Genomic DNA, 21,905 nt, shown 5'->3' with positions numbered 1-21,905 from the left:
AGCGATCGCAAGTGTAAGATAACCACTGCTATCTATAACTAGTTTATGCCTATAAGGAACTAAAAATCCTCTCTCTATGTTCTCTGCGTCTGGAGTGGTTTGTTTCTTTGGATAATTTATTTCTTGAAAATCTCTAATTAAACCCAATCTCATTTATACCATCTCAAACTCTAATTGATGACTCTTAAAAAAATCATGAGTGAAATGATCCACCACATTTGTATCAGCTAATTCCAAATTATAAAAATCCACAGCTTCATGGTCAAAATAGGGACCAGCGTGCCAAGTACCCTCATGTAGCTTGATAAAACAATTCCCTGGAATGCGAAATGCAGCAATCTCTTCTAATGCTGGTTGATTCAGATCATTATCAGGAGGACAAACTGCAATTAACCAATCCTTCCCTGACAAAGAACCCAGACATTGAGTGCATTGGACATGGCGAGTAATTTTATGAAACTTTCGCCCTCTCTTCTCCAATCGCATAATATAAAATCGTGGAATCCCATTTTGCAGGTTTAACTGGGCATCTTCCCCATCGTAACCTTTGCCATCAAGACTCGCAAAAATTACCTGTCCATAACGACAAAAATTTTTAGAACTCACCCATTGTGCTTGCAATTGTTGCACTGTCTTTGATGTGCCCATATTAAATCTTTGAGAGATTATTTAGGTTTATTTTCCCCCAAAATGACTGAATTTTATATAGCCATTCTGGTAACTTCCTGAGTTTAAATGCTCTAAATTGTGAAAAAATAACCTCAACTAGCTAGATAACTACGTACTTGTTCTTTTTGGCGGCGGAGGAGACTGAGAGCTTTTTGCTCAATCTGACGCACCCGTTCTCGACTAATACCCATGCGATCGCCAATCTGTGCTAAAGAAAGTTCATATCCATCACTCAGACCAAAGCGCAAGGTTAATATTTCTCGCTGCTGGGGAGACAGCTTTGCCAATAAGTCTTGTAAGTCTTGGTGGAGAGATTCTTCAACGGCATAGTCTTCCGGAGAAGGGCCATCATCCTCCAGTATGTCCTGTAATTCTGTATCCTGTTGTTCACCAACTCGCGCCTCTAAGGAGAAGGGTTGACGGGCCAAGTATAAACACTCTCGAACTTGGCTAGGTGTCAAAGATAACGCATTGGCAATTTCAATAGTAGTGGGAACACGACCTAGCTGTTGAGATAATTCTCGCTGCACCCGTTTAATTTTGTTCAGTTTCTCAAAGACGTGGATAGGTAAGCGAATTGTCCGTCCTTGTTGAGCGATCGCTCGTGTGATTCCTTGACGAATCCACCAGTAAGCATAGGTAGAAAACTTATAACCAAGAGCCGGATCAAATTTATCCACCCCTCGCTCTAAACCCAAAGTACCTTCTTGAATTAAATCCATAAATTCCAGGTTACGGTGCTGGTATTTCTTCGCCACTGCTACCACTAACCGGAGATTAGCCTGAATCATTTTCTGCTTGGCTTGGTGTCCTAAATTTAGCTGTTGCTCTAACACCTCAACACTTAACTCTACCTGATCTGCCCATTCTTGCAGCGTGGGTTCCTGCTTTAATTTCACACCCAATTCTTCCTTAGCAGCTAGTAAAATCATCATCTGCTGCACTTGTTGGGCAAAAATAACCTCTTGTTCGCGAGTCAACAAATCTACACGCCCGATCTCTTGCAAATAACTACGCACAATATCATCTGTAGCTCGAGGTTTTTTATCTGCGGCTAAACTTTTTTTCTTGGTTTTTTGAACTTCGGTATGTGGAGATGTTAAGTTGCTCATGGTTATTTGCTCCTCTGTAACCTCATCAATTTATTGGTATCAAGTCTAGATATTCAGACCCATAGCCATTTCAGACTGCTAATCAATCAATTGGCAATACTGATGAATTCTGGTCTATGATACATTACAAGTCAATTGTTGGAGATAATAAACCCAAAATCAACCCACCCCTTAATAATAACATCATCACGAGTCACAAATCAATTACCTAAAGGATCATCAGCATATCCTTTGAACTAATTACACTCCTTTATTGTTGATTCTTGCATATTTTTAAACCCGAATTATATTTACTTTAATTATCCAATGCAGTTTATGAAATAAATAAAAAGTTTGCTGGAGAATGATTTTATGAGCCAAAAAATAAATTAATAATAGTAACTCTTAAAATAATTGCTAATAGTTAAGCCATCAGCAATTTATTTTTCAAATGTTAATAGTCTAGTTATACTTCCAGAGAATTCTCATTCAATGGGAATTAATTAAATATAAAATGTCCATTTGTTAACCTCTAATTTTTTGCTAAATAATCCAATCATCTGAAGTCGGGTACGTAGCGGGCGATCGTTAGACATCAAAGAAAGTCCTTTTTCTGCTGCCACTGCTCAAGAACAGCTTTCTTTAAGAGTCTGGTTAAATACTTGTAATTAGGGATTTAGGATGACAAAGACGTGGGTATCTGTGACAATTGCACTTATGTGATACTGCACGCAGACATATGCATCGAGTGCGGTATTATCAATGTAATTACTTCTGGAGACATTTTTTGGACTGAAAGTAGTAACAGTGGTCACATTAACATCAAGGATAATACTTGGCAAGACAGCAACACCCACGGATCGCCACTAATATCCTAATTGAAGCGAAAAGATTTACGTTTAGAGATAGGTGGTTAATTGTTATGCAGCATACTTGAACGACAAGATTTCCCACTTCTTTAATAAGTCGGAAATCATCTGAGACTCTTAAGGAGACAACATCTTAAAGCTTTCTTACTAGTTTTCACCTTGAGTTGACACAATTACACAGTTATGCATCCATATAGATGATTGACTTGTTGCAAAGATTTTTGGGAAAATGGTACTACGTTGCAATTTAAATCTAACTCTTCAACTATCACTTGATCAGATATTGCTTAAGAAAAGCATTCACATCATTGGCGCATAACCCGACATTAACTGTCTTTCCTGCTTTTATGAGAATGTCTAATCCTTTACCATTATTACGGGGGTCTGGATCAACTATAGATACATATATTTCATGTATCCGCCGATCTTGAGCGATCGCTAAAGCACATGCGGGTGTGCGTCCATGAAAAGAACAAGGTTCAAGAGTTACATACATTTTCAAGAAGTCGAAAGCTTTGTCTCGAATCTGGTTAAGTGCGTCAGCCTCAGCATGGTGTTTTCCTGGTGCTTGCGTGTATCCTTGAGCTATTATCTCTTGGCCATCTACGATCACACAGCCTACTGGTGGGTTGGGCAAACATTCCGGTAAAGCTTTTCTGCTTTGAGCTAAAGCAGCCAGCATAAATATTTCATCCATATGTATAGCAGAAATTATCTAGATAAATTACACTACAAAGAATTAGTTATCTCTTGTTAAAAAAGTTACTATATCAAAACTTAGTGACTGTCACACTAATACCAGAATCGAGTTTAGGAACCTTGAGATACTCAATTGGCTCACTACTGTGAGAACTTTGGGTATTTGTTGGTTTCTGACATTGTTTAAAGAAAGCCTCTGGGTTATTGATGAACTCAAGCGGGTTGATTTTTTCGCATCCTCGCTCCCGCACTAACGAAATTGATTCAGCAGTTTGTTTTCGATTATTAGTCTGTCCGATAAAATTACTCCATGTAGTGTTAATTGTGGCTGGTTCCGTCAATAAAACTCCAGCCTGATTGCGATCGTGAAACGGCTCCTTCAGAGTATCGCCTGTTGTCATGGGAACATTCTCTTGGTTAGCATAGGCCCTCTGGGAGAGAGTAAGTGCGCTAATCACAAGGACTAGGATGATGGAAGAGGATTTCATAATTCAATTTTTTAACATTTAATATCAGTTTAATATTTCCAATTGGCTAAATACAGAAACAAAAAAATAGCAGCCTGGTTTGAGTCCTTTAGATTAACACAGGTAGTAAAAAGTATAGCTAAACTTCATTAAAAATATAGTGAAGTCTAGTCAAATGTAGACTTTTGTCTGAGAGGAGGCAGTTGAGCAATCCATGCTCTAACCGCGCCGGAATTTGATACTTTCCTGTTAAGTAGTCGGACAGAATTAATTACACAATGTCATTGCGAATATAGCGTTGGCGGTAGCGTCTGGTAGAGTTGCGAGATGTTCGCTCAAGGCGTTCCCGTTCGCCTTACCCTTAAGGAATTAATTACTCTTGTCTTTGAAAAATCAGCAGGTAGTAAGTAAATATATTGAGGTGTATGAATCTTTTGTAAAGTTATTCAATTAAGTCTTTTTACAGAATATGATATTGAATATGAGATGACTAATCAGTAATTGTATCAGTAATAACACAAAACTAAATTATCAACAAAAAATGGAAAGCCTCTAAATCAGGGAGAAAGTTGTGAGTTATCCTATTTTTGCTGTCAGTATAATATCAAGCAATCTCAGTTAAAGTTGCGACTAATAAAACTATTAGTTTACTTCAGCTATTGAACAACCTCAATAAAAAGGTATTAGCTGACAGTTAACGCAAATATTACCATCACAAAGTAGACTATAGTGCTACTGCTGGGAAAATACTGAGAAAAATCTGCTGTAAGTAAATAGTTTTTTTTTATCAAATTTGTATATATTATGACGATGGAATCTTTACCCAACTTTGAAGAAATAAACATTCAGCAATACTTAGAAGTTCTTCAACGGCGTTGGCTATCTCTAGTCGGAATTTTTTATATAGCTGTTAGCCTTGGATGCTTATATGCATTTTCACTAAAACCCTCATACAAGGCAGAAGGAAATTTGATGATTAAAACAAATCGCTCTTCCTCACTCACAGGGTTACCGCCAGACATAGGACGCCTAGAAGCTTTGAATATGAACGACAATCCCCTGGAAACTCAGGTAAGAATTGTTGGATCAAATTCAGTTATTGAGAAAACAATTTGGGACACTTACACGATGATATATTAGCAACTGTTTACTCAGCACTTGATGTGATGCTTGTACTATCTTTTCAGGAATCTTTTAGACAGCTTTTGAATCACTCGCTTGTGGTACTCATAAACGTTCATTCAGTAATTAACTTAGTAAACAAATAATTCATAGTATGTCAATACCTATAGCATTTATAATTTGTACAGAACCGGGTCGTTTAGAAGGTCAGTCTTTAATGCTTGCAGAAAGTATTCGTAAGTACTGCGGCAAATTGAAAGATACACCTATATATAGTTTTCATCCTAGAGTAGGTGAACCGATATCAAAGCAAACCCAACAGGCATTTGAAGCCTTGCAGGTGATTCATCAACAATTTCCTATAAATCGAGAATTTCAGGAATATTATTTAGCTAATAAACCTCTAGTTTGTGCCTATGCAGAACAAAATATTGATGCAGAAATCTTAGTTTTTTTAGATAATGACAAATGCTTTTTTTCGGAGCCAAACGAATTTTTACTACCATTAAATTGTAACGTTCGCATACGTCCTGAGTATGGTCAAGGAATTGGTTCTACAGGTCTGCAAGACCCTAAAGAATGGTATTGGCAAAAACTATATGAAATACTGGGAGTAAAGCATGAGGTATTTGTTAACACACCAATTGGTAATAAAAGAATCAGAGCCTACTGGAATTCTGGTTTGGTCGTTGTGAGAAGGAGTGCAGGTATATTTACAACTTGGAAAGATAATTTTGAAAAAGTAATGCGGCTGGATATTACTCCTCTCCAGGGTATTTATTTTGTTGAGCAGTCTGTTTTGTCTGTAACTTTATGTGCTTTGGAAGAAAACGTTGAACATCTTCCTCCTAATTATAGTTATCCACTACCTTTACATAATGATTTATCAACAGAACTAAAAATTAAAGATTGGGATGATATTATATCCATTCAGTATTTCAACTTATTCTTCTATAACGATTGGAATGCACAAATCCAAAGATTGCAAAAAATCAATATAAATTCAGAGAAATATCGATGGTTATGTCAAGAGGTTCTCTTCCATAATGCTCCAAAAATGCAAGCTTTTTATACCAAGGTACAATATACCCATATTGATAGTATGCCTCTAATGTTTATTGGAAAACTGTTGGGTTTTCCAATGAAAAGAGAACAAAGAGCAACCTATGCTGACTGGATATGCTATCTGATAGCAGAAGCAGCTAATAAAGGCTGGCGTGTACTTTATTTAGGTTCAAAGCCAGGAGTTGCTGAACAAGGAGCAAGTATTTTGCGCCAGAGATTTCCTGGTTTACAGATTGCTTGTACTCATGGCTATATTGGTATGGATAAAGATAGTCAAGAAAATCTCGCTACTTTGGCTGCAATTAATGCTTACAAACCCCATGTATTAATGGTGGGGATAGGTATGCCACGCCAAGAGTATTGGATTTCTGAAAATCTTGAACATATTCACACCAACACTATTTTGACTAGTAGAGCCTGCATGGACTATGTAGCAGGAGCAATACCCACTCCTGCTCACTGGATGGCAAAGGTGGGCTTGGAATGGTTGTATCACTTGTTATGTGAACCTAAAAGACTTTGGAGACGTTACTTACTTGAGCCTTGGTTTGTTAACAGATTATTTTTACGAAAAATTTGGAGTATCTCAAGTCAACAAAAAAATAATAAGTACAAGATTTAACAAATTCGTAGCGTTATCGAGTCTCTGCAAGCCTTACTAGCGGGACTTAAACTTTCCATGTGAAAGCCTAATGTGAGGCTCCGCCTCAAGACTTGCGGCAGAGCCGCAATTGAAGAGCATTTCCAGCCAGAGGCTCTTAACGAGATTTTAAAGGGGTTTACGCTTAAGTTGACACCAATGAGTATTGCTGTGCCCCTACAGTGTGATCTATTTACTTGAAAATAGTTGTAATAATGGCTGCTTATAGGTCATTTATAAAGTAAAAGTAAAAATAAAGTCGAATTTAATAAGCAAAATACCTAATTACTTTCTCAAAATGCCTATTTCGGGAATATTTTGTATCAGAGATTCCCGACCCTATACCCAAAAAAAAAGAAGAAACTGCTTGAAAGTCTTATCAAACAGAAACTTCAGTTATTGAGTACATTATTAATACATATTAATAGATGCAATATTGCGGATGAGATATTAATAGATGCAGTATTTGTTGAAAGTTAACTTAAGAGCCAAAAGCCATCAATAAATTATCCTTGAAACACGGAGTAAATCTTACCGATAATTCTTTAATGTATATAATCCACTCACTTTCTAGTTCTGGCTATTTCTGATTCTTATATTCACGTGTTCTGATAATGCAGCTTAGAGGCGGGGACAAAAATCATATTATGAACAAAACCTTTGCAACCATCGACGGAAATGAAGCTGTCGCCCGTGTCGCTTATAAATTAAATGAAGTGATTGCCATTTATCCCATCACCCCCTCTTCAGCAATGGGTGAATGGGCAGATGCTTGGTCAGCAGAAAATCGTCCCAATCTCTGGGGTACTGTTCCCAGTGTTGTGCAAATGCAGAGCGAGGGAGGAGCAGCCGGTGCTGTGCATGGGGCATTGCAAACAGGTTCCTTGAGTACCACCTTTACGGCATCTCAGGGATTATTATTGATGATACCCAACTTCTACAAAATTGCTGGTGAACTGACTAGCGCTGTGGTTCACGTTGCAGCCCGCTCCCTGGCTACCCACGCTTTATCAATTTTTGGTGACCATAGCGATGTGATGGCAGCTCGTGCTACTGGTTTTGCTTTGCTGTGTTCCGCTTCGGTGCAGGAAAGTCAAGATTTTGCTCTCATCGCCCATGCTGCTACCCTAGAAGCGCGAGTCTCGTTTATGCACTTCTTTGACGGCTTCCGTACTTCTCATGAAGTGCAGAAAGTCAAACTGCTCTCAGATGACGATTTGCGATCGCTCATCCACGATCACCTCATACTCGCCCACCGCAGCCGTGCGCTCACCCCAGATCGTCCAGTTTTGCGGGGTACTGCCCAAAACCCCGATGTCTACTTCCAAGGACGTGAAGGCGCTAACCTTTACTACAACGCTTGTCCAGAAATTGTCCAGCGGATCATGGATGAATTTGGAGAACGCACGGGAAGGCATTATCAAATCTATGAATATTACGGGGCCAACGATGCCTCGCGCGTTATCGTTCTTATGGGTTCAGGCTGTGAAACCGTCCATGAAACAGTAGATTACCTTAACGCCCGTGGTGAAAAACTTGGTGTAGTAAAAGTGCGACTTTACCGCCCCTTTGATGTCCAAAGGTTTGTTGCAGTCTTGCCAACTAGTGTAAAAGCGATCGCAGTTCTTGACCGCACCAAAGAAGCAGGTAGCGCCGGAGAACCTTTGTATTTGGATGTTGTAGCTGCTATCCATGAGGCGTGGGGAGATAAGAGAGCAGGGGGAGCAGGGGAAGCAGGGGGAGCAGGGGGAGCAGGGGGAGAAAATACTCTCTCATCCCCTAAAATTATTGGTGGTCGTTACGGTCTTTCTTCCAAAGAATTTACTCCGGCGATGGTGAAGGGCATTTTTGACAATCTTGCCCAAGCTAAACCAAAAAATCACTTTACGATTGGGATTAATGACGACGTTAGTTATACTTCTTTGAGCTTTGACTTTAACTTCTCTACCGAATCGGATAACGTTGTCAGGGCAATGTTCTATGGGTTGGGTGCTGATGGCACTGTTGGGGCTAATAAAAACTCCATCAAGATTATTGGTGAAGAAACCGACAATTACGCCCAAGGCTACTTTGTCTATGACTCCAAGAAATCTGGCTCAATGACTGTCTCTCACCTACGCTTCGGTAAAGAGCCAATTCGCTCCACCTACTTGATTGACAAAGCCAACTTTATTGGTTGTCATCATTGGGGATTTCTGGAACGCATAGATATTTTGAAGGCTGCTATTCCTGGGGCGACTTTGCTGCTTAACAGTCCTTATGATGCAGATAGCGTCTGGGAAAATCTGCCGTTGAAGGTGCAGCAGCAAATTATCGATAAGCATTTGAAGTTATACATCATCAATGCTAGCCAGGTTGCCCGTGAAAGTGGCATGGGTGGACGTATTAACACTATTATGCAGGTATGCTTCTTTGCCTTAGCGGGAGTCTTGCCACAAGAAGAAGCGATCGCTAAAATCAAACAAGCGATTGACAAGACTTATGGTAAAAAAGGCGCAGAAGTTGTCCGCATGAACTTGCAAGCTGTAGACAACACCTTAGAAAACTTACATAAAGTAGATATCCCACAGACAATCCCCCAAGACGCGATTAATCGCGTCTCTACAAGCGCGATTAATCGCGTCTCTACTGCTCCCGAATTTGTCCGGGAAGTTCTGAGCAAAATCATGGTCTGGGAAGGTGATGACTTACCTGTTAGTACACTACCTGTTGATGGCACTTTTCCCGTAGGTACTGCCAAGTGGGAAAAACGTAATGTTGCCGAAGAGATACCTGTATGGGAGCCGGATGTCTGCATACAATGTGGTAAGTGCGTGATGGTTTGTCCGCACAGTGCCATCCGTGCTAAGGCTTATCAAGCGGATGAGTTAGTTAATGCACCAGAAACCTTCAAGTCAACTGGTGCAAAAGATAAAGACTTTGCCAATCAAAAATTTACCATTCAAGTTGCCCCAGAAGATTGCACCGGATGCACTATCTGTGTAAATATTTGCCCTGCTAAAGATAAATCTGAGCCATTGTTGAAAGCGATTAATATGGCGCAGCAGCTGCCTTTACAAGAGCAAGAGCGCAAAAACTGGGATTTCTTCTTGAGTTTACCTAATCCTGACAGGCGATCACTAAAATTAAACCAGATTCGCCAACAACAACTGCAAGAACCTTTATTTGAATTCTCTGGTGCTTGTGCAGGTTGTGGTGAAACACCTTATTTGAAATTATTAACACAATTGTTTGGCGATCGCGCCGTCATCGCCAATGCTACAGGTTGTTCCTCAATCTATGGTGGTAATCTCCCCACAACACCTTGGACAACCAACGCCGAAGGACGTGGCCCTGCGTGGTCTAATAATTTATTTGAAGATAATGCCGAATTCGGTTTTGGCTTCCGCCTTTCCCTCGACAAACAAGCTGAGTTTGCGGCGGAATTGTTGCAACAATTGGGGAGTGAAATAGATGAAAACCTTGTCTACTCCATTCTGAAAGCTGAACAAAAATCTGAAGCTGACATTTGGGAACAGCGGGAAAGAATAGAACTGTTGCAGCAGAAGTTAGATGAAATCGTAACTCTCGACCCCAATATCAAATCTAAAATCCAAAATCTCAAATCCCTTGCTGATTACCTGGTGAGAAAAAGCGTCTGGATTGTTGGCGGTGACGGTTGGGCTTATGATATTGATTTTGGCGGTATCGATCATGTAATTGCTAGTGGTCGAAATGTGAACATCTTAGTAATGGATACAGAAGTGTATTCTAATACAGGCGGTCAATCTTCTAAAGCTACGCCACGAGCAGCAGTTGCTAAATATGCCGCCAGTGGCAAGCCTGCACCTAAGAAAGACTTAGGGATGATTGCCATGACCTACGGAAATGTCTACGTAGCGAGTGTAGCCCTTGGTGCTAGAGATGAACATACTCTCAAAGCATTTCTGGAAGCAGAAGCTTATGATGGGCCATCAATAATTATTGCTTACAGTCATTGCATCGCCCACGGCATTAATATGACCACAGGGATGAATCACCAAAAAACTCTGGTAGAATCAGGTCGTTGGTTGCTGTATCGGCATAATCCAGAGTTGCTCAACCAGGGTAAAAATCCATTGCAATTGGATATGCGATCGCCTAAGCAATCGGTAGAAGATTCGATGTATCAAGAAAATCGCTTCAAAATGCTCACCAAGAGCAAACCCGACGTTGCCAAGCACTTGTTAGAACAAGCTCAAGCTGAAGTAGATGCACGTTGGCAAATGTATCAATATTTGGCAAAGCGCGACATCTGAACATCTACTCTGGTTTTGGTGACAAACATCGCGATGTTTGTCACCAATATTGCAATTTTCCTTACTAAATACAGCATTTCATTAATTCGTATTAAATTAGCTAATACCTTACAATGCCAATGCGTCGGCTGCAATGTTAATGCATCGCTTTACAATGCCAATGCGTCGGCTGCAATGTTAATGCATCGCTTTACAATGCCAATGCGTTGGCTGCAATGTTAATGCATCGCTTTACAATGCCAATGCGTCGGCTGCAATGTTAATGTGTTTCTCTTCACTAAAAACGCTACGTTTTTACGCAAAACTGTACTAAGGCTGTAGTTTAAATTGTGTAGAACGCAAACTTTAGCCAACAAACCCACAGCAGCAAGAAGGGTTTTGGTGCTAACCTCAACCTCTCCACCCTTAATAGCACTAACGGTTTTGCCACCAACGGCATCAATGCATTTGACTATTCATGCACCTCTTTTGGCAGTGCAGGAGACATCAACGGCAATGGTTTTGACGATGATTTTGTGTTGCAAGCGTAGTTGTCCAAAAAACTGAGTTCCAAGCTTGGAACACGAAAATTAATCCTTATTGTAAGCTTTGTAATTCGTGATTGAATTTTCTAATTACAAGTTACGAATTATGAATTATGAAATTTCGCGCATCAAAGAAAATAAGTAAGTGAGAAAATTTTAATAAATATGTAGTTCAATTTTAAAAGAGAGCAGGAGCGACGCCGAATAGCCCGTCGTAAACATCGCCCGCTCTACAACGCAGTCAGCGATTAGTAATCTAATGGTAGTGCCGGGGAGGCTGAGGGAGCAAATTAGATTAGGATTTTTGTGAAAAATTCTGACCGAGTAGCTTGATATTCATCCTCCTAGTACAGTGGGCGCGTAAATATGCCACCCATTTGAAATCTCTAAAACCCTTAGGCGATCGTAATTACAAATTATGAATTACGCCTTGCGGCATTAGTGTCTTTGCTAATGACTAACGACAACAGGACTTACGCAAAAACTCTCTGAAACTCCTATTCCTCCGTGTCCTCTGCGACCTCTGTGGTTCGATTTTCCGTTACCTTTGCGTAAGTCCTGGACAAGTAACTCATGAAAACTAACACCGGAAAAATGATGGCAAAATCAACTTTTAACCTTTCGGATCTCAATGGCGCTAACGGCTTTGCCATCAACGGCATCAATGCATCTGACTTTTCAGGCAATGTCAGCAGTGCCGGAGATATCAACTCAGATGGCATCGACGACCTGATTATCGGCACCTCATCAGAGCAGAGCTACGTAGTGTTTGGCAGCAAAGGAGGTTTTGGTGCCCAACTAAACCTCTCGACTCTCAAGGGCAGTAATGGCTTTGCCATCAACGGCATCATCAATTCAAGCGCATCTGTGAGCAGTGCCGGAGACATCAACTCAGACGGCATCGACGACCTGATTATCGGGGCATTGGGTGCCTCCCCCAACGGTATCGTCGAATCAGGGCAGAGTTACGTGGTGTTTGGCAGCAAGGGGGGTTTTGCTGCTCAACTAAACGTCTCCACACTCAACGGCAGTAATGGCTTTGCCATCAACGGCATCAATACATATGACAGATCAGGCATCTCTGTGAGCAGTACGGGAGATATCAACTCAGACGGCATCGACGACCTGATTATCGGCACCTTATCAGGGCCGAGCTACGTGGTGTTTGGCAGCAAGGGGGGTTTTAGTGCCCAATTTAACCTCTCCACCCTCAATGGCAGTAATGGCTTTGCCATCAACGGCGGCGGCAATCCTGTCAGCAGTGCCGGAGATATCAACTCAGACGGCATCGACGACCTGATTATCGGGGCATTCGGTGACAAGCGCGGCTACGTGGTGTTTGGCAGCAAGGGGGGTTTTGGTGCCCAATTCAACCTCTCCACCCTCAACGGCAGTAATGGCTTTGCCATCAACAGCATCAATCCATATCAGTTAGGAAGTTCTGTCAGCAGTGCAGGAGATATCAACGGCGACGGCATTGACGACCTGATTATCGCCGGGGCACCTTATGCCGAACCCAACTCCAATGTTTCAGGGCAGAGCTACGTGGTGTTTGGCAGCAAGGGGGGTTTTAATTCCCAATTCAACCTCTCTACCCTTAACGGCACTAACGGCTTTGCCATCAACAGTATCATTGATGGATCTGTCGGTTTAGGCAACTCTGTCAGCAGTGCGGGAGATATCAACGGCGATGGCATCGGCGACCTGATTATTGGGGCACCTTATGCCGAACCCAACGGCTTTAGTTCAGGGCAGAGCTACGTGCTGTTTGGTAGCAAGGGAGGTTTTGCTGCTCAATTCAACCTTTCCACCCTCAACGGCAGTAATGGCTTTGCCATCAACGGGATTAATGAATTTGATCAATCAGGCACGTCTGTCAGCAGTGCAGGAGATATTAACGACGACGGCATCGACGACCTGATTATTGGGGCACCTTTTGCCTCCCCCAACGGCAACAGTTCAGGGCAGAGCTACGTGCTGTTTGGTGGAAAAAATATCGGCAGTGGCACCACCCCGATTTTAACGGGAACAGCTGGTACAGATACTCTTTTCGGCACAATTAGCAACAATATCATCGATGGCAAAGCTGGTAATGATATCCTCACGGGTAACGGTGGTCAAGATAAGTTTATTATTCGCTCTGGCGATGGCAATGATATCATCACCGATTTTAGTGGCGTAGGAGGTAAAGGCTCAAATCCTTCAGCAGCAGTGATTGCCAATGTTGATACACTGCAATTTATCGGTTCGGGACTAACTGCCCGAAATTTGCAACTAACTGAAAATGGCAACAACTTGGAAGTCACCTTTGAAAATGTGGCATCCACCAAAGTAACTCTGCAAAACTTCAAATTACCAAACCTGGATAACCTGCCAGCAAGTTCTTCAACACCTGCACTCGGCAATATAGAGTTTGATGGGCAAAGCAGCATCACCGACAGCTTTGATGTGATTACTGCCAACTCCACTCAAACTAACATTTTTAATAAAAACACTGTCACCTTCTTGAATGACTTAAACAATAACATCGCTGGTTTTGACAACTCCAATGATGTGATTAATGGTCAAGGGGGTAACGACATTATTAATGGCAACAGTGGCAATGACCTGTTGCGGGGCGGGTCAGGCGATGATATTCTCATCGGTGGAGAAGGTAATGATACTCTTGTGGGTGGATTCGGCAATGATGTTCTCGTTAGTGGTGTAGGTGCTGACAGATTCCTTTACAACACCGATGCAGCCTTTGACCTGACTGCTGTTGGTGTAGATGCCATTAGTGACTTCAATAGTTCTGAAGGTGACAAGATTATCCTAGATAAAACTACCTTTAATGCAATTACTTCAGCTGCGGGAACTAGTTTTAGTAACAAGAGTGATTTTCAAATCACGAATTCAGCAGGGACTAGCACGGCGAAAATTGTGTACGATCCTGTGAGTGGGCAGTTGTTCTACAACCCTAATGGCAGCACGACTGGTTTTGGCAGTGGTGGTCTATTTGCGACTCTAACTGGTGCGCCAACTCTCACGGCATCTGATTTTGTGTTGCAAGCATAATTCGTCCAAAACACAGAGTTTCAAGCTTGGAACACGAAACTTCAAGCTTGAAACACTGGTTTTGGCAGGGGTAGTCAATTTGCAACTTTATCTCTGTGCCTCTGCGATTCGTAATTCCGTAACTTGTGCGTAAGTCCTATATTTTTTGGAACACTTTAAGATAATCAACCAATGACTTGGGCATCTGGACAAAAGTTACACCGCGATCAGATAGGTAGTAGGCTACGTCTACGCAAAAGTTAGTTTTAAAGTCGCATTTGTTGCTTTTGCAACTCCAAAAGTTAATTTTAAAGTCGCATTTGTTGCTTTTGCGACTCCAAAAGTTAATTTTAAAGTCGCATTTGTTGCTTTTGCGACTCCAAAAGTTAGTTTTAAAGTCACATTTGTTGCTTTTGCGACTCCAAAAGTTAGTTTTAAAGTCACATTTGTTGCTTTTGCGACTTCAATAGTTAGTTTAGCAGTAGCCAGAAGACCGTAAATAAACTCCAAAAACCTTGTTTGATTCAGTAGCAATAGCAATCTGCTAAAATCTATCTGTAGGTACTTTCATGCATTTTTTCTTTTTTCAAGTATCGCCTTCCAGTCAAAATTGAAGTTAGTCAGTTGAAGGAATCATTCATAACGTTAGACTACCAATGCAAACCAACAATCAACCAAATCCAAGTGATTCACCCTCCGGGTTCGGCAGTTCGGACTCGACGGGAGACGCCAAGGGCGATGGCGTCTCCCCTTGGGAGAAGACTCCGACTGCCTCACCGCAAGCATCGCAAAAAATTCTGCCCACTGCCCCATTACCAGAATCTATTAGTCAAAATATCGAGACTATCATCGCATTGCACAGACGTTCTGAAAAAAATGTCCCAAAACACCAGCGCTTTGTAGAAACGATAACCATCTTTTTTGGTCGTCCTATATTCCTGTATAGCATTGTGCTTGGGATTATTCTCTGGGTAACACCCAATGCCTTACCACGACGTTTAGGTGTACCTAAATTTGAGGAAGTTCCATTTCCTTGGTTACAATTTTCACTGACTGCGGGTTCATTGTTGGTGACAACAGGGGTATTGATTAAACAAGAGCGACAAGAAAAGTTAGCAGAGCAACGGGCGCAACTTAGTCTTCAACTCAACCTACTCTCTGAGCAGAAAATCGCCAAACTCATCGCTTTGATTGAGGAATTACGCCAAGATCTTCCCAATGTCAAAAATCGCTCTGACCCGGAGGCTGAAATAATGAAGTCCCCTACTGATGCACACGCAATTGTAGACTTATTGGAAGAAACCTTAGCATCAGAGTTAGAAAATTTATCGCAGCAAGAAATATCAACTCAGGAGTAACAAAGTAAGCGTAGTCAGGACTTACGCAACTGTCACAAGCGATGGCGCGGTGCAGATGCGCCATGTGCCAAACAACTAGGCGAGTAACATGGGAATAGCCGAACCTTTTAGTTGCTGAACTAAATAATTTGATAACAATCTATGCTTAATTTGATAGATTGTTAGCCCAGTTTGATCAGCTAAATCTTTGAGCCTAAGCCAGAGTAAAAAATTGTAATTATTAAAAACAGCTAATTTACACCCATTCAATTAATTTAAAAAGTTCTCCACGCATCTGACAAATATTTCCACACCCATTCCCAACGCCGTTTCATCAAAATCAAAGCGGGGATGATGATGAGGATAGGCCAAGTCTTTCTCAGGGTTAGCAGAACCTAAGAAGAAATAGCAACCAGGAACCTCTTGCAAGAAAAATGACATATCCTCAGCAGCCATCGTTTGGCATTCTGGCACAATACCCATCGGGGTTTCTACCACTTCTTCTGCTACAGTTCGCACCAATTCTGCCATCTCAATATCATTAATTACTGGTGGATAAAGTGACCAGTATTCTAAGTCATAACTCGCACCATGACTTTGACAAATTCCAGCAATAATCTGCTCGACACGCTGGTTGAAAAAGCCTTTCAAACTAGGATTAAAATACCTGACAGTGGCACTCATTCTCGCTGTATCAGCAATCACATTCCGCTTGGTTCCAGCATGAAGTTCGCCTACTGTCACCACAGCTGAATCAATGGGATTAACATTCCGAGCGACAATGGTTTGCAAAGCATTCACAATTTGAGCAGCAACTACAACAGAGTCAACAGTTTGATGGGGTAGTGCGCCGTGTCCACCTTTACCCAAAATTGTGCAGTTAAAGCACTCCACAGCTGCCATCAACGCCCCAGCCCGCACACCCACTGTTCCCAAGGGCAAATTATTCCATAAGTGCAAACCAATAATCGCGTCAACATCAGGATTTTTCAGAACTCCAGCTTCAATCATCGGCTTTGCGCCTCCTGGTGATTCTTCCGCTGGCTGAAAGATAATTTTCACGGTACCGGAGAAATCTTGGCGATGCTGCTGGAGATAATAAGCTGTACCTAAAGCGATCGCTGTATGTCCATCATGTCCACAAGCGTGCATCACTCCATCATGCTGCGATTTATACGGCACTTCGTTGAGTTCTTGGATTGGCAAAGCATCCATATCTGCCCGAATCGCTAAAACTTTCTCTGTGCCTAATTTGTTACCCTTGATGGTAGCAACAATACCAGTGTGAGCAATGCCAGTTTGATGCTCAATTCCCCATTCTTGTAACTTTTGTGATACAAACTCGGCGGTCAGTTTTTCTTTAAAACCTAACTCTGGTTGTTGATGCAATCGCCGCCGCCACTCGATCAATTGTGGTTGCAATGAGCGGATTGAAAGTCGGATGCGAGATAGGTCAACAGAAGAGGGATTGGGAAAGGTAGAAACCATTATGAAGACAAGCTAGTTTAAGTACAGCTAACTTAGTTTATCGTAGGGAATGGCGAAGAATCATTATTAGAATTCTTCTTCAGGACTTATGCAACTGGCACAAGCAATGGCTTATGAGGGAACGCAAGTCATCTCTGCCGACCAATAAGTGGTAAAAATGGAAACACTGATGAATAACAATAAAAATCAATCAGTTTACGATGTAATCATTTCTGGGGCTGGCCCAGTAGGACTTTTCCTAGCCTGTGAACTGGCCTTGACCAAATGTTCAGTCCTAATACTGGAAAAGGCGGAGAATCCGCACTCGCCATTGAAGCAGCTTCCTTTCGGGATACGGGGGCTTTCTGCGCTTTCTGTTGAAGCACTTTACCGCCGTGGGTTGCTAAAAGAACTTGAGGTACCAAAACGCCTTAAAGACCCCCATAGCAACCCAATCAAAGTGCAAGGGCCACAACCCCAACGTCAGGGAGGGCACTTCGCCGGCATTCCATTTCATTACGACAATATTGACACCTCACAGTGGAGGTATCGCCTGCCAAGCTCGACCGACACCAATTTGTTGTCTGAAATGGAGGAGCTTGAATCTGTGCTGGCCCGCCGCGCAGAAGCCTTGGGCGTAGAAATCAAGCGCGGGCTTGCCATTACTGACTTTCATCAAACCGAGGACGGGGTAACTGTTCAGTCAGGTGATCAATCTTTTCAAAGTAAATGGCTCGTGGGTTGCGATGGAAGCCGTAGTGTTGTTCGCAAGGGGGGCGGTTTTGAATTCGCCGGTACGGAGCCAGAATTTACCGGCTACTCTGCTCAGGTTGACATCGCCAACCCGGAGAAGCTCAGTCCGGGCCGAAACGTTACACCAACAGGCATGTACTTGCAATCGCAACCAGGTTACCTAATAATGCAGGATTTTGATGGCGGGGCATTTCATAATGCAGAAAAGCCAATCACGCTTGAACACGTGCAGGAGGTTCTACGCCGCATCTCGAACACCGACGTTACCATCAGCGCCCTGCATATCGCAACCACGTGGACTGACCGAGCACGGCAGGCTACAACCTACCGCAACGGACGTGTACTTTTAGCCGGCGATGCCGCGCACATTCATTCGCCGTTGGGAGGCCAAGGGCTTAACCTTGGACTGGGCGATGCCATGAACTTGGGCTGGAAGCTCGCCGCAACCATCCATAATATTGCGCCGGAAGGCTTGTTGGAGAGTTATCATACTGAACGACACCCAATTGGTGCACAGATTCTGGATTGGTCACGCGCCCAGGTTGCAATCATGAGACCAGTCCCACATGCCCGCGCGCTGAATGCAATTATCCGCGACCTTATGAATACGCGCGATGGTGCCACCTATATTGCAGGAAGGGTGTGGGGCGTTTTCACACATTACAATCTCGGTGGCGACCACCCTTTAGTAGGCCACAGCGTTCCCAACTTTGAGTTCAAAGACGATACAAGGATTGGCGAGCTAATGCACGATGGCCACGGGATACTGCTTGATTTCGATATGAATGCTTCACTTAAAACTTTGGCGAGTGAATACGGCGACCGAATGAAGTATGTTTCGGGCCGGGCGAAAGAACAATTAGGTTTGAGTACTGTACTGATACGTCCTGATGGGATTATCGCCTGGGCTTCTTACAGCGAACCTGATAAGCAATCAATCAGACAAGCGGTTGCTCTCTGGTTTGCTCGATAGCCTGGAGTTCCAATATCATCTAACCGCGCATCATCCGGTTCAAATTGTGCTAACGGGAAAATCAACTTTGGTGCAGATGCTCCATAAGTTGCTCAGACAGGAAGGCTTGACTGCATCAGTTGTAAACAGGGATTGAACGTTCACTACGATCAGTTACTCAAGTCTTTTTCTCCAATGCCCTATTTAAAGTGTCAGTGTTTCCCAATCTAAATCTGATGCTACTTGAGCAAGTTTATCTAAATCAGTCAGGTTATCTAAATAAGGCAAGCAGCCTAAAACTGGCGTGTTAGTGAGTGATTGAATCAATTGGTGTGGTGTCCAGTCGGCTATTTCTGCATCCGTTCGAGGTTGTACGCAGTTTAGAACAATGCCTTTGAGATTGATGCGCGATTGTCTAGCTAATGCTACGTTCGCCACTGCTTGAGCGATCGCACCCAATCTAACTGGCACTACCAATACCGTTGGTAAACGCCATTCCCCGGCTAAATCGGCTACCGTTAATTCCTCACTTACTGGCGAACCTAACCCTCCCAAAGCTTCTACAAGCACAAAATCACGATGCGATCGCAATTTAGACAAAGCTTGCCACACAACTGCTAAATCTACTCGGCGATTTTCCCGTGCTGCTGCTATGGGAGGGGCTAAAGGTGCTTGAAAGTACAAAGGTGTAATTTCTTCAGCAGATTGTTCTAGTGCAAATAGCTTTTGATACCACTCGCGATCGCCAATTCCCGATTGAATCGGTTTCATAATTCCCCAGCTACGCTGCGGGTAATATTTTTGCCAATAGGCTGCTAATGCTGTTGTTAAAACAGTTTTACCAGCTTCTGTATCAGTTCCAGTAATCAGTAGTGTGTTTAACATTAATTTCTTTGGCCAGAAAATGGTTGTGTTCCATCAGCCGGCGGAAAAGTTGGCGTTTCACCAGTTGTAGGAAATGGGTTAGGTGTTTCTGTCGGAATTGGCAAGGGTGTCTCTGTCGGAAATGGCAGGGGTGTTTGTGTTGGAATTGGCAGGGGTGTCTCTGTCGGAATTGGCAGGGGTGTCTCTGTCGGAATTGGGTTAGGTGTTTCTGTCGGAATTGGGTTAGGTGTTTCTGTCGGAATTGGCAGAGGTGTCTCTGTAGGTGTTGGTTTTACTGGTTTTTCTAATGCAACATTCAGGTTGTAATTGCTTTCGGCAACTCCTGAAAGCAGTGTTAATTCAATAGTATATCTACCACTAACCAGCAATGTACCTGCATAAGATGTTACTTGCTGGATATTCGGATCAATTGGTTGTTGATTGGGACTGAAGACTGTTAGCAAAACGCTGCTTCCTGGGTCAAGAAAAGCAGTTAACTTGTCACCTTCCTGCCCAAAAAAAGTGTAGCGGATTATTTGATTTGTTTTGAGAGTATCTTTAACCGTGGCTGTGTTATTTGCTTCTAGATTGAGCCGCCTACTAGATACAACAGGTTGATCGTTGGTGGGTGTGGATGTGAATGTACTACCACCAGAAATCACTGGTGAAGGGAAATTTTGTGGAAGTGTCTCACTTGGTGATGGTTTTGACTGACTGCGGATGGAACTTACTAATGCCCAAGAACCAAATCCGGCGATGATCACTACAGCAATGGCAATTGCTGCGATCGCTAACGGATTATCCAAGATTGAGCTAGTATTACTTGGTGGAATCACAGGAGTGGGTTGTTTCTTCTTGGGGGAAGCTGCTGATGATACTAAGTTAGGCCGGCGACCAACAGCCATTGTTTGCAAGTTCGATACATTATTAGGGCTAGGGACACTGGGTTGAGCCAATTGCAGTGCTTGGGATACATTAGCAGCACTTTGGTAGCGATCGCTCGGTATATGATTCAACATTCGATTTAAAACCTGAGCAAATCGTGGATTCACTCTTACCCACCGCTGCCAATTCCAAGTTAGTTGGTTTTCGTCAAATAGATCCCTTGGTTCTTTACCAGTCAGCAAAACAATCGCACTCACCGCTAATGCATACAAGTCACTACTAGGATAAGCTCCCCCTGTTTGCATTTGTTCACTAGGAGAGTAGCCTAATTTTCCCACAGTGGTTGCTGGCATTGGGCTATTTGGCGATCGTAAACGCTCTGCCAGTTCTTTTACCACCCCAAAGTCAATTAGCACAGGTTTAGCGTCACTATCTCGCAAAATAATATTTTCTGGGGAGATATCTCGGTGAATAATCCCTCGACTGTGAATATGCTCTAAAACAGGCAACAACAACTGTATTAGCTGCAATACTTCAGCCTCTGTAAAGGTTTTACCCACAGCTTGACGTTCAGCCAGTAGAGTTCGGTACGTCTGACCTGCAACGTAGTCCTCCACCAAAAATAAGCGTTGGTCTTGCTCAAATCTTTCCCGGAATTTAGGCACTTGTGGGTGTTCGATTTGATATAAAATGGCAGCTTCTCGGTTAAAAAGCTCTTGTGCCTTCTTCCAAGCCAAAGCCTCCGTTGCTGTTGAAATCAATTCCTTGATCGCGCAAAGTTCGTTAAAGCGCCTCTGGTCTTCTGCCAAATAGGTTCTACCAAATCCTCCTTGTCCCAGAATTTGAATTATGCGGTAACGGTTTTGCAAAACAGTGCCAACTTTAATCGGTGGTTGCATGATCGATTGATTGAGTGTACTAGCAACTGAGGAGGAAGTCACCCACAAAGATTAAGTCCAAGAGGCGACACAGTTACATGCAGCGATATTTTACCTTACATAATAGTTAGGAGTATACGCAAAGTCACACTTCAAGTGTCTTATGCAACTCTCTTAACTGTCTACAGTAATTTATGTATGGGGTCTTCTCCCCTGCCCCCTGGCCCTTTTCTTCTTTTCTGAACGCTTGGAACTGCTGTCAGCCCTGCGCCAGAACCCACGCAAGTGAGATGTTAATACCAATTCTATGTGA

14 protein-coding genes and 2 pseudogenes are annotated in these 21,905 nt (G+C 42.6%); 6 read left to right on the top strand and 10 right to left on the bottom strand.

The features are described 5' to 3' along the window. Positions 1-153 precede the first annotated feature (153 nt). The 5 genes from V7K46_RS21500 to V7K46_RS21485 all read right to left on the bottom strand — a co-directional run bounded on the left by V7K46_RS21500 (position 154) and on the right by V7K46_RS21485 (position 3,816). Positions 154-648: an ureidoglycolate lyase gene (locus V7K46_RS21500; RefSeq protein WP_335116624.1), complete on the bottom strand. Its 495-nt coding sequence runs from the start codon at positions 646-648 to the stop codon at positions 154-156. 113 nt (positions 649-761) lie between these two features. Then, entirely contained in the window at positions 762-1,781 is a 1,020-nt protein-coding gene (locus tag V7K46_RS21495; RefSeq protein ID WP_335116622.1) for an RpoD/SigA family RNA polymerase sigma factor, read from the bottom strand. A gap of 647 nt (positions 1,782-2,428) precedes the next feature. After that, on the bottom strand, positions 2,429-2,617 hold the full coding sequence (locus tag V7K46_RS32135) for a DUF3172 domain-containing protein (protein ID WP_442939860.1): 189 nt from the start codon (positions 2,615-2,617) through the stop codon (positions 2,429-2,431). Positions 2,618-2,897: 280 nt separating this feature from the next. After that, the gene (locus V7K46_RS21490; RefSeq protein ID WP_335116619.1) at positions 2,898-3,311 is read right to left on the bottom strand and encodes a bifunctional diaminohydroxyphosphoribosylaminopyrimidine deaminase/5-amino-6-(5-phosphoribosylamino)uracil reductase RibD; all 414 of its coding nucleotides are present in this window, start codon (positions 3,309-3,311) and stop codon (positions 2,898-2,900) included. An 88-nt stretch (positions 3,312-3,399) separates the two neighbouring features. Next, the gene (locus V7K46_RS21485) at positions 3,400-3,816 is read right to left on the bottom strand and encodes a hypothetical protein (RefSeq protein WP_335116617.1); all 417 of its coding nucleotides are present in this window, start codon (positions 3,814-3,816) and stop codon (positions 3,400-3,402) included. 783 nt (positions 3,817-4,599) lie between these two features. Between V7K46_RS21485 and V7K46_RS21480 the strand changes: the two genes are divergently transcribed. The 4 genes and pseudogenes from V7K46_RS21480 (at position 4,600) to V7K46_RS21465 (ending at position 14,477) form a co-directional block, all read left to right on the top strand. After that, the gene (locus V7K46_RS21480) at positions 4,600-4,935 is read left to right on the top strand and encodes a Wzz/FepE/Etk N-terminal domain-containing protein (RefSeq protein WP_335116615.1); all 336 of its coding nucleotides are present in this window, start codon (positions 4,600-4,602) and stop codon (positions 4,933-4,935) included. Between the two features lie 1,018 nt (positions 4,936-5,953). Beyond that, positions 5,954-6,604 (top strand): annotated as a pseudogene (locus V7K46_RS21475) (WecB/TagA/CpsF family glycosyltransferase); the annotation flags it as partial. A 665-nt stretch (positions 6,605-7,269) separates the two neighbouring features. Continuing rightward, complete coding sequence (gene nifJ / locus V7K46_RS21470) at positions 7,270-10,899, top strand: pyruvate:ferredoxin (flavodoxin) oxidoreductase (protein WP_335116614.1); 3,630 nt, start codon at positions 7,270-7,272, stop codon at positions 10,897-10,899. A gap of 1,097 nt (positions 10,900-11,996) precedes the next feature. After that, on the top strand, positions 11,997-14,477 hold the full coding sequence (locus V7K46_RS21465) for a beta strand repeat-containing protein (protein WP_335116612.1): 2,481 nt from the start codon (positions 11,997-11,999) through the stop codon (positions 14,475-14,477). A gap of 228 nt (positions 14,478-14,705) precedes the next feature. Here V7K46_RS21465 and V7K46_RS21460 read toward each other — a convergent pair whose 3' ends face one another. Beyond that, positions 14,706-14,990, bottom strand: a complete 285-nt coding sequence (locus tag V7K46_RS21460) for a hypothetical protein (protein ID WP_335116609.1) — start codon at positions 14,988-14,990, stop codon at positions 14,706-14,708. A gap of 122 nt (positions 14,991-15,112) precedes the next feature. On the opposite strand from V7K46_RS21460, the gene V7K46_RS21455 reads away from it, so the two are divergent. Then, positions 15,113-15,814, top strand: a complete 702-nt coding sequence (locus V7K46_RS21455) for a DUF1003 domain-containing protein (protein WP_335116607.1) — start codon at positions 15,113-15,115, stop codon at positions 15,812-15,814. Between the two features lie 75 nt (positions 15,815-15,889). Here the strand turns inward: V7K46_RS21455 and V7K46_RS32130 are convergent. Together V7K46_RS32130 and V7K46_RS21450 are read right to left on the bottom strand one after the other, a co-directional pair. Continuing rightward, a pseudogene (locus V7K46_RS32130) lies at positions 15,890-16,021 on the bottom strand (IS701 family transposase); the annotation flags it as partial. A 42-nt stretch (positions 16,022-16,063) separates the two neighbouring features. Next, positions 16,064-17,281 carry a M20 family metallopeptidase gene (locus V7K46_RS21450; protein ID WP_335116604.1) on the bottom strand — a complete coding sequence of 406 codons (1,218 nt, stop codon included), beginning with the start codon at positions 17,279-17,281 and terminating at the stop codon, positions 16,064-16,066. Between the two features lie 169 nt (positions 17,282-17,450). Here V7K46_RS21450 and V7K46_RS21445 point away from each other — a divergent pair, with 169 nt between their 5' ends. Then, the gene (locus V7K46_RS21445; RefSeq protein ID WP_335116602.1) at positions 17,451-18,986 is read left to right on the top strand and encodes an FAD-dependent monooxygenase; all 1,536 of its coding nucleotides are present in this window, start codon (positions 17,451-17,453) and stop codon (positions 18,984-18,986) included. 183 nt (positions 18,987-19,169) lie between these two features. Here V7K46_RS21445 and bioD read toward each other — a convergent pair whose 3' ends face one another. Together bioD and V7K46_RS21435 are read right to left on the bottom strand one after the other, a co-directional pair. Beyond that, the gene (gene bioD / locus V7K46_RS21440) at positions 19,170-19,850 is read right to left on the bottom strand and encodes a dethiobiotin synthase (protein WP_335116600.1); all 681 of its coding nucleotides are present in this window, start codon (positions 19,848-19,850) and stop codon (positions 19,170-19,172) included. Beyond that, complete coding sequence (locus tag V7K46_RS21435) at positions 19,850-21,613, bottom strand: protein kinase domain-containing protein (protein ID WP_335116598.1); 1,764 nt, start codon at positions 21,611-21,613, stop codon at positions 19,850-19,852. The genes bioD and V7K46_RS21435 overlap by 1 nt, the downstream gene beginning before the upstream one ends. Positions 21,614-21,905 lie beyond the last annotated feature (292 nt).

Origin of the sequence: Nostoc sp. (assembly GCF_036917395.1) — a bacterium.
GTDB lineage: Bacteria > Cyanobacteriota > Cyanobacteriia > Cyanobacteriales > Nostocaceae > Nostoc.
This window is presented reverse-complemented; position numbering and strand designations above follow the sequence as displayed.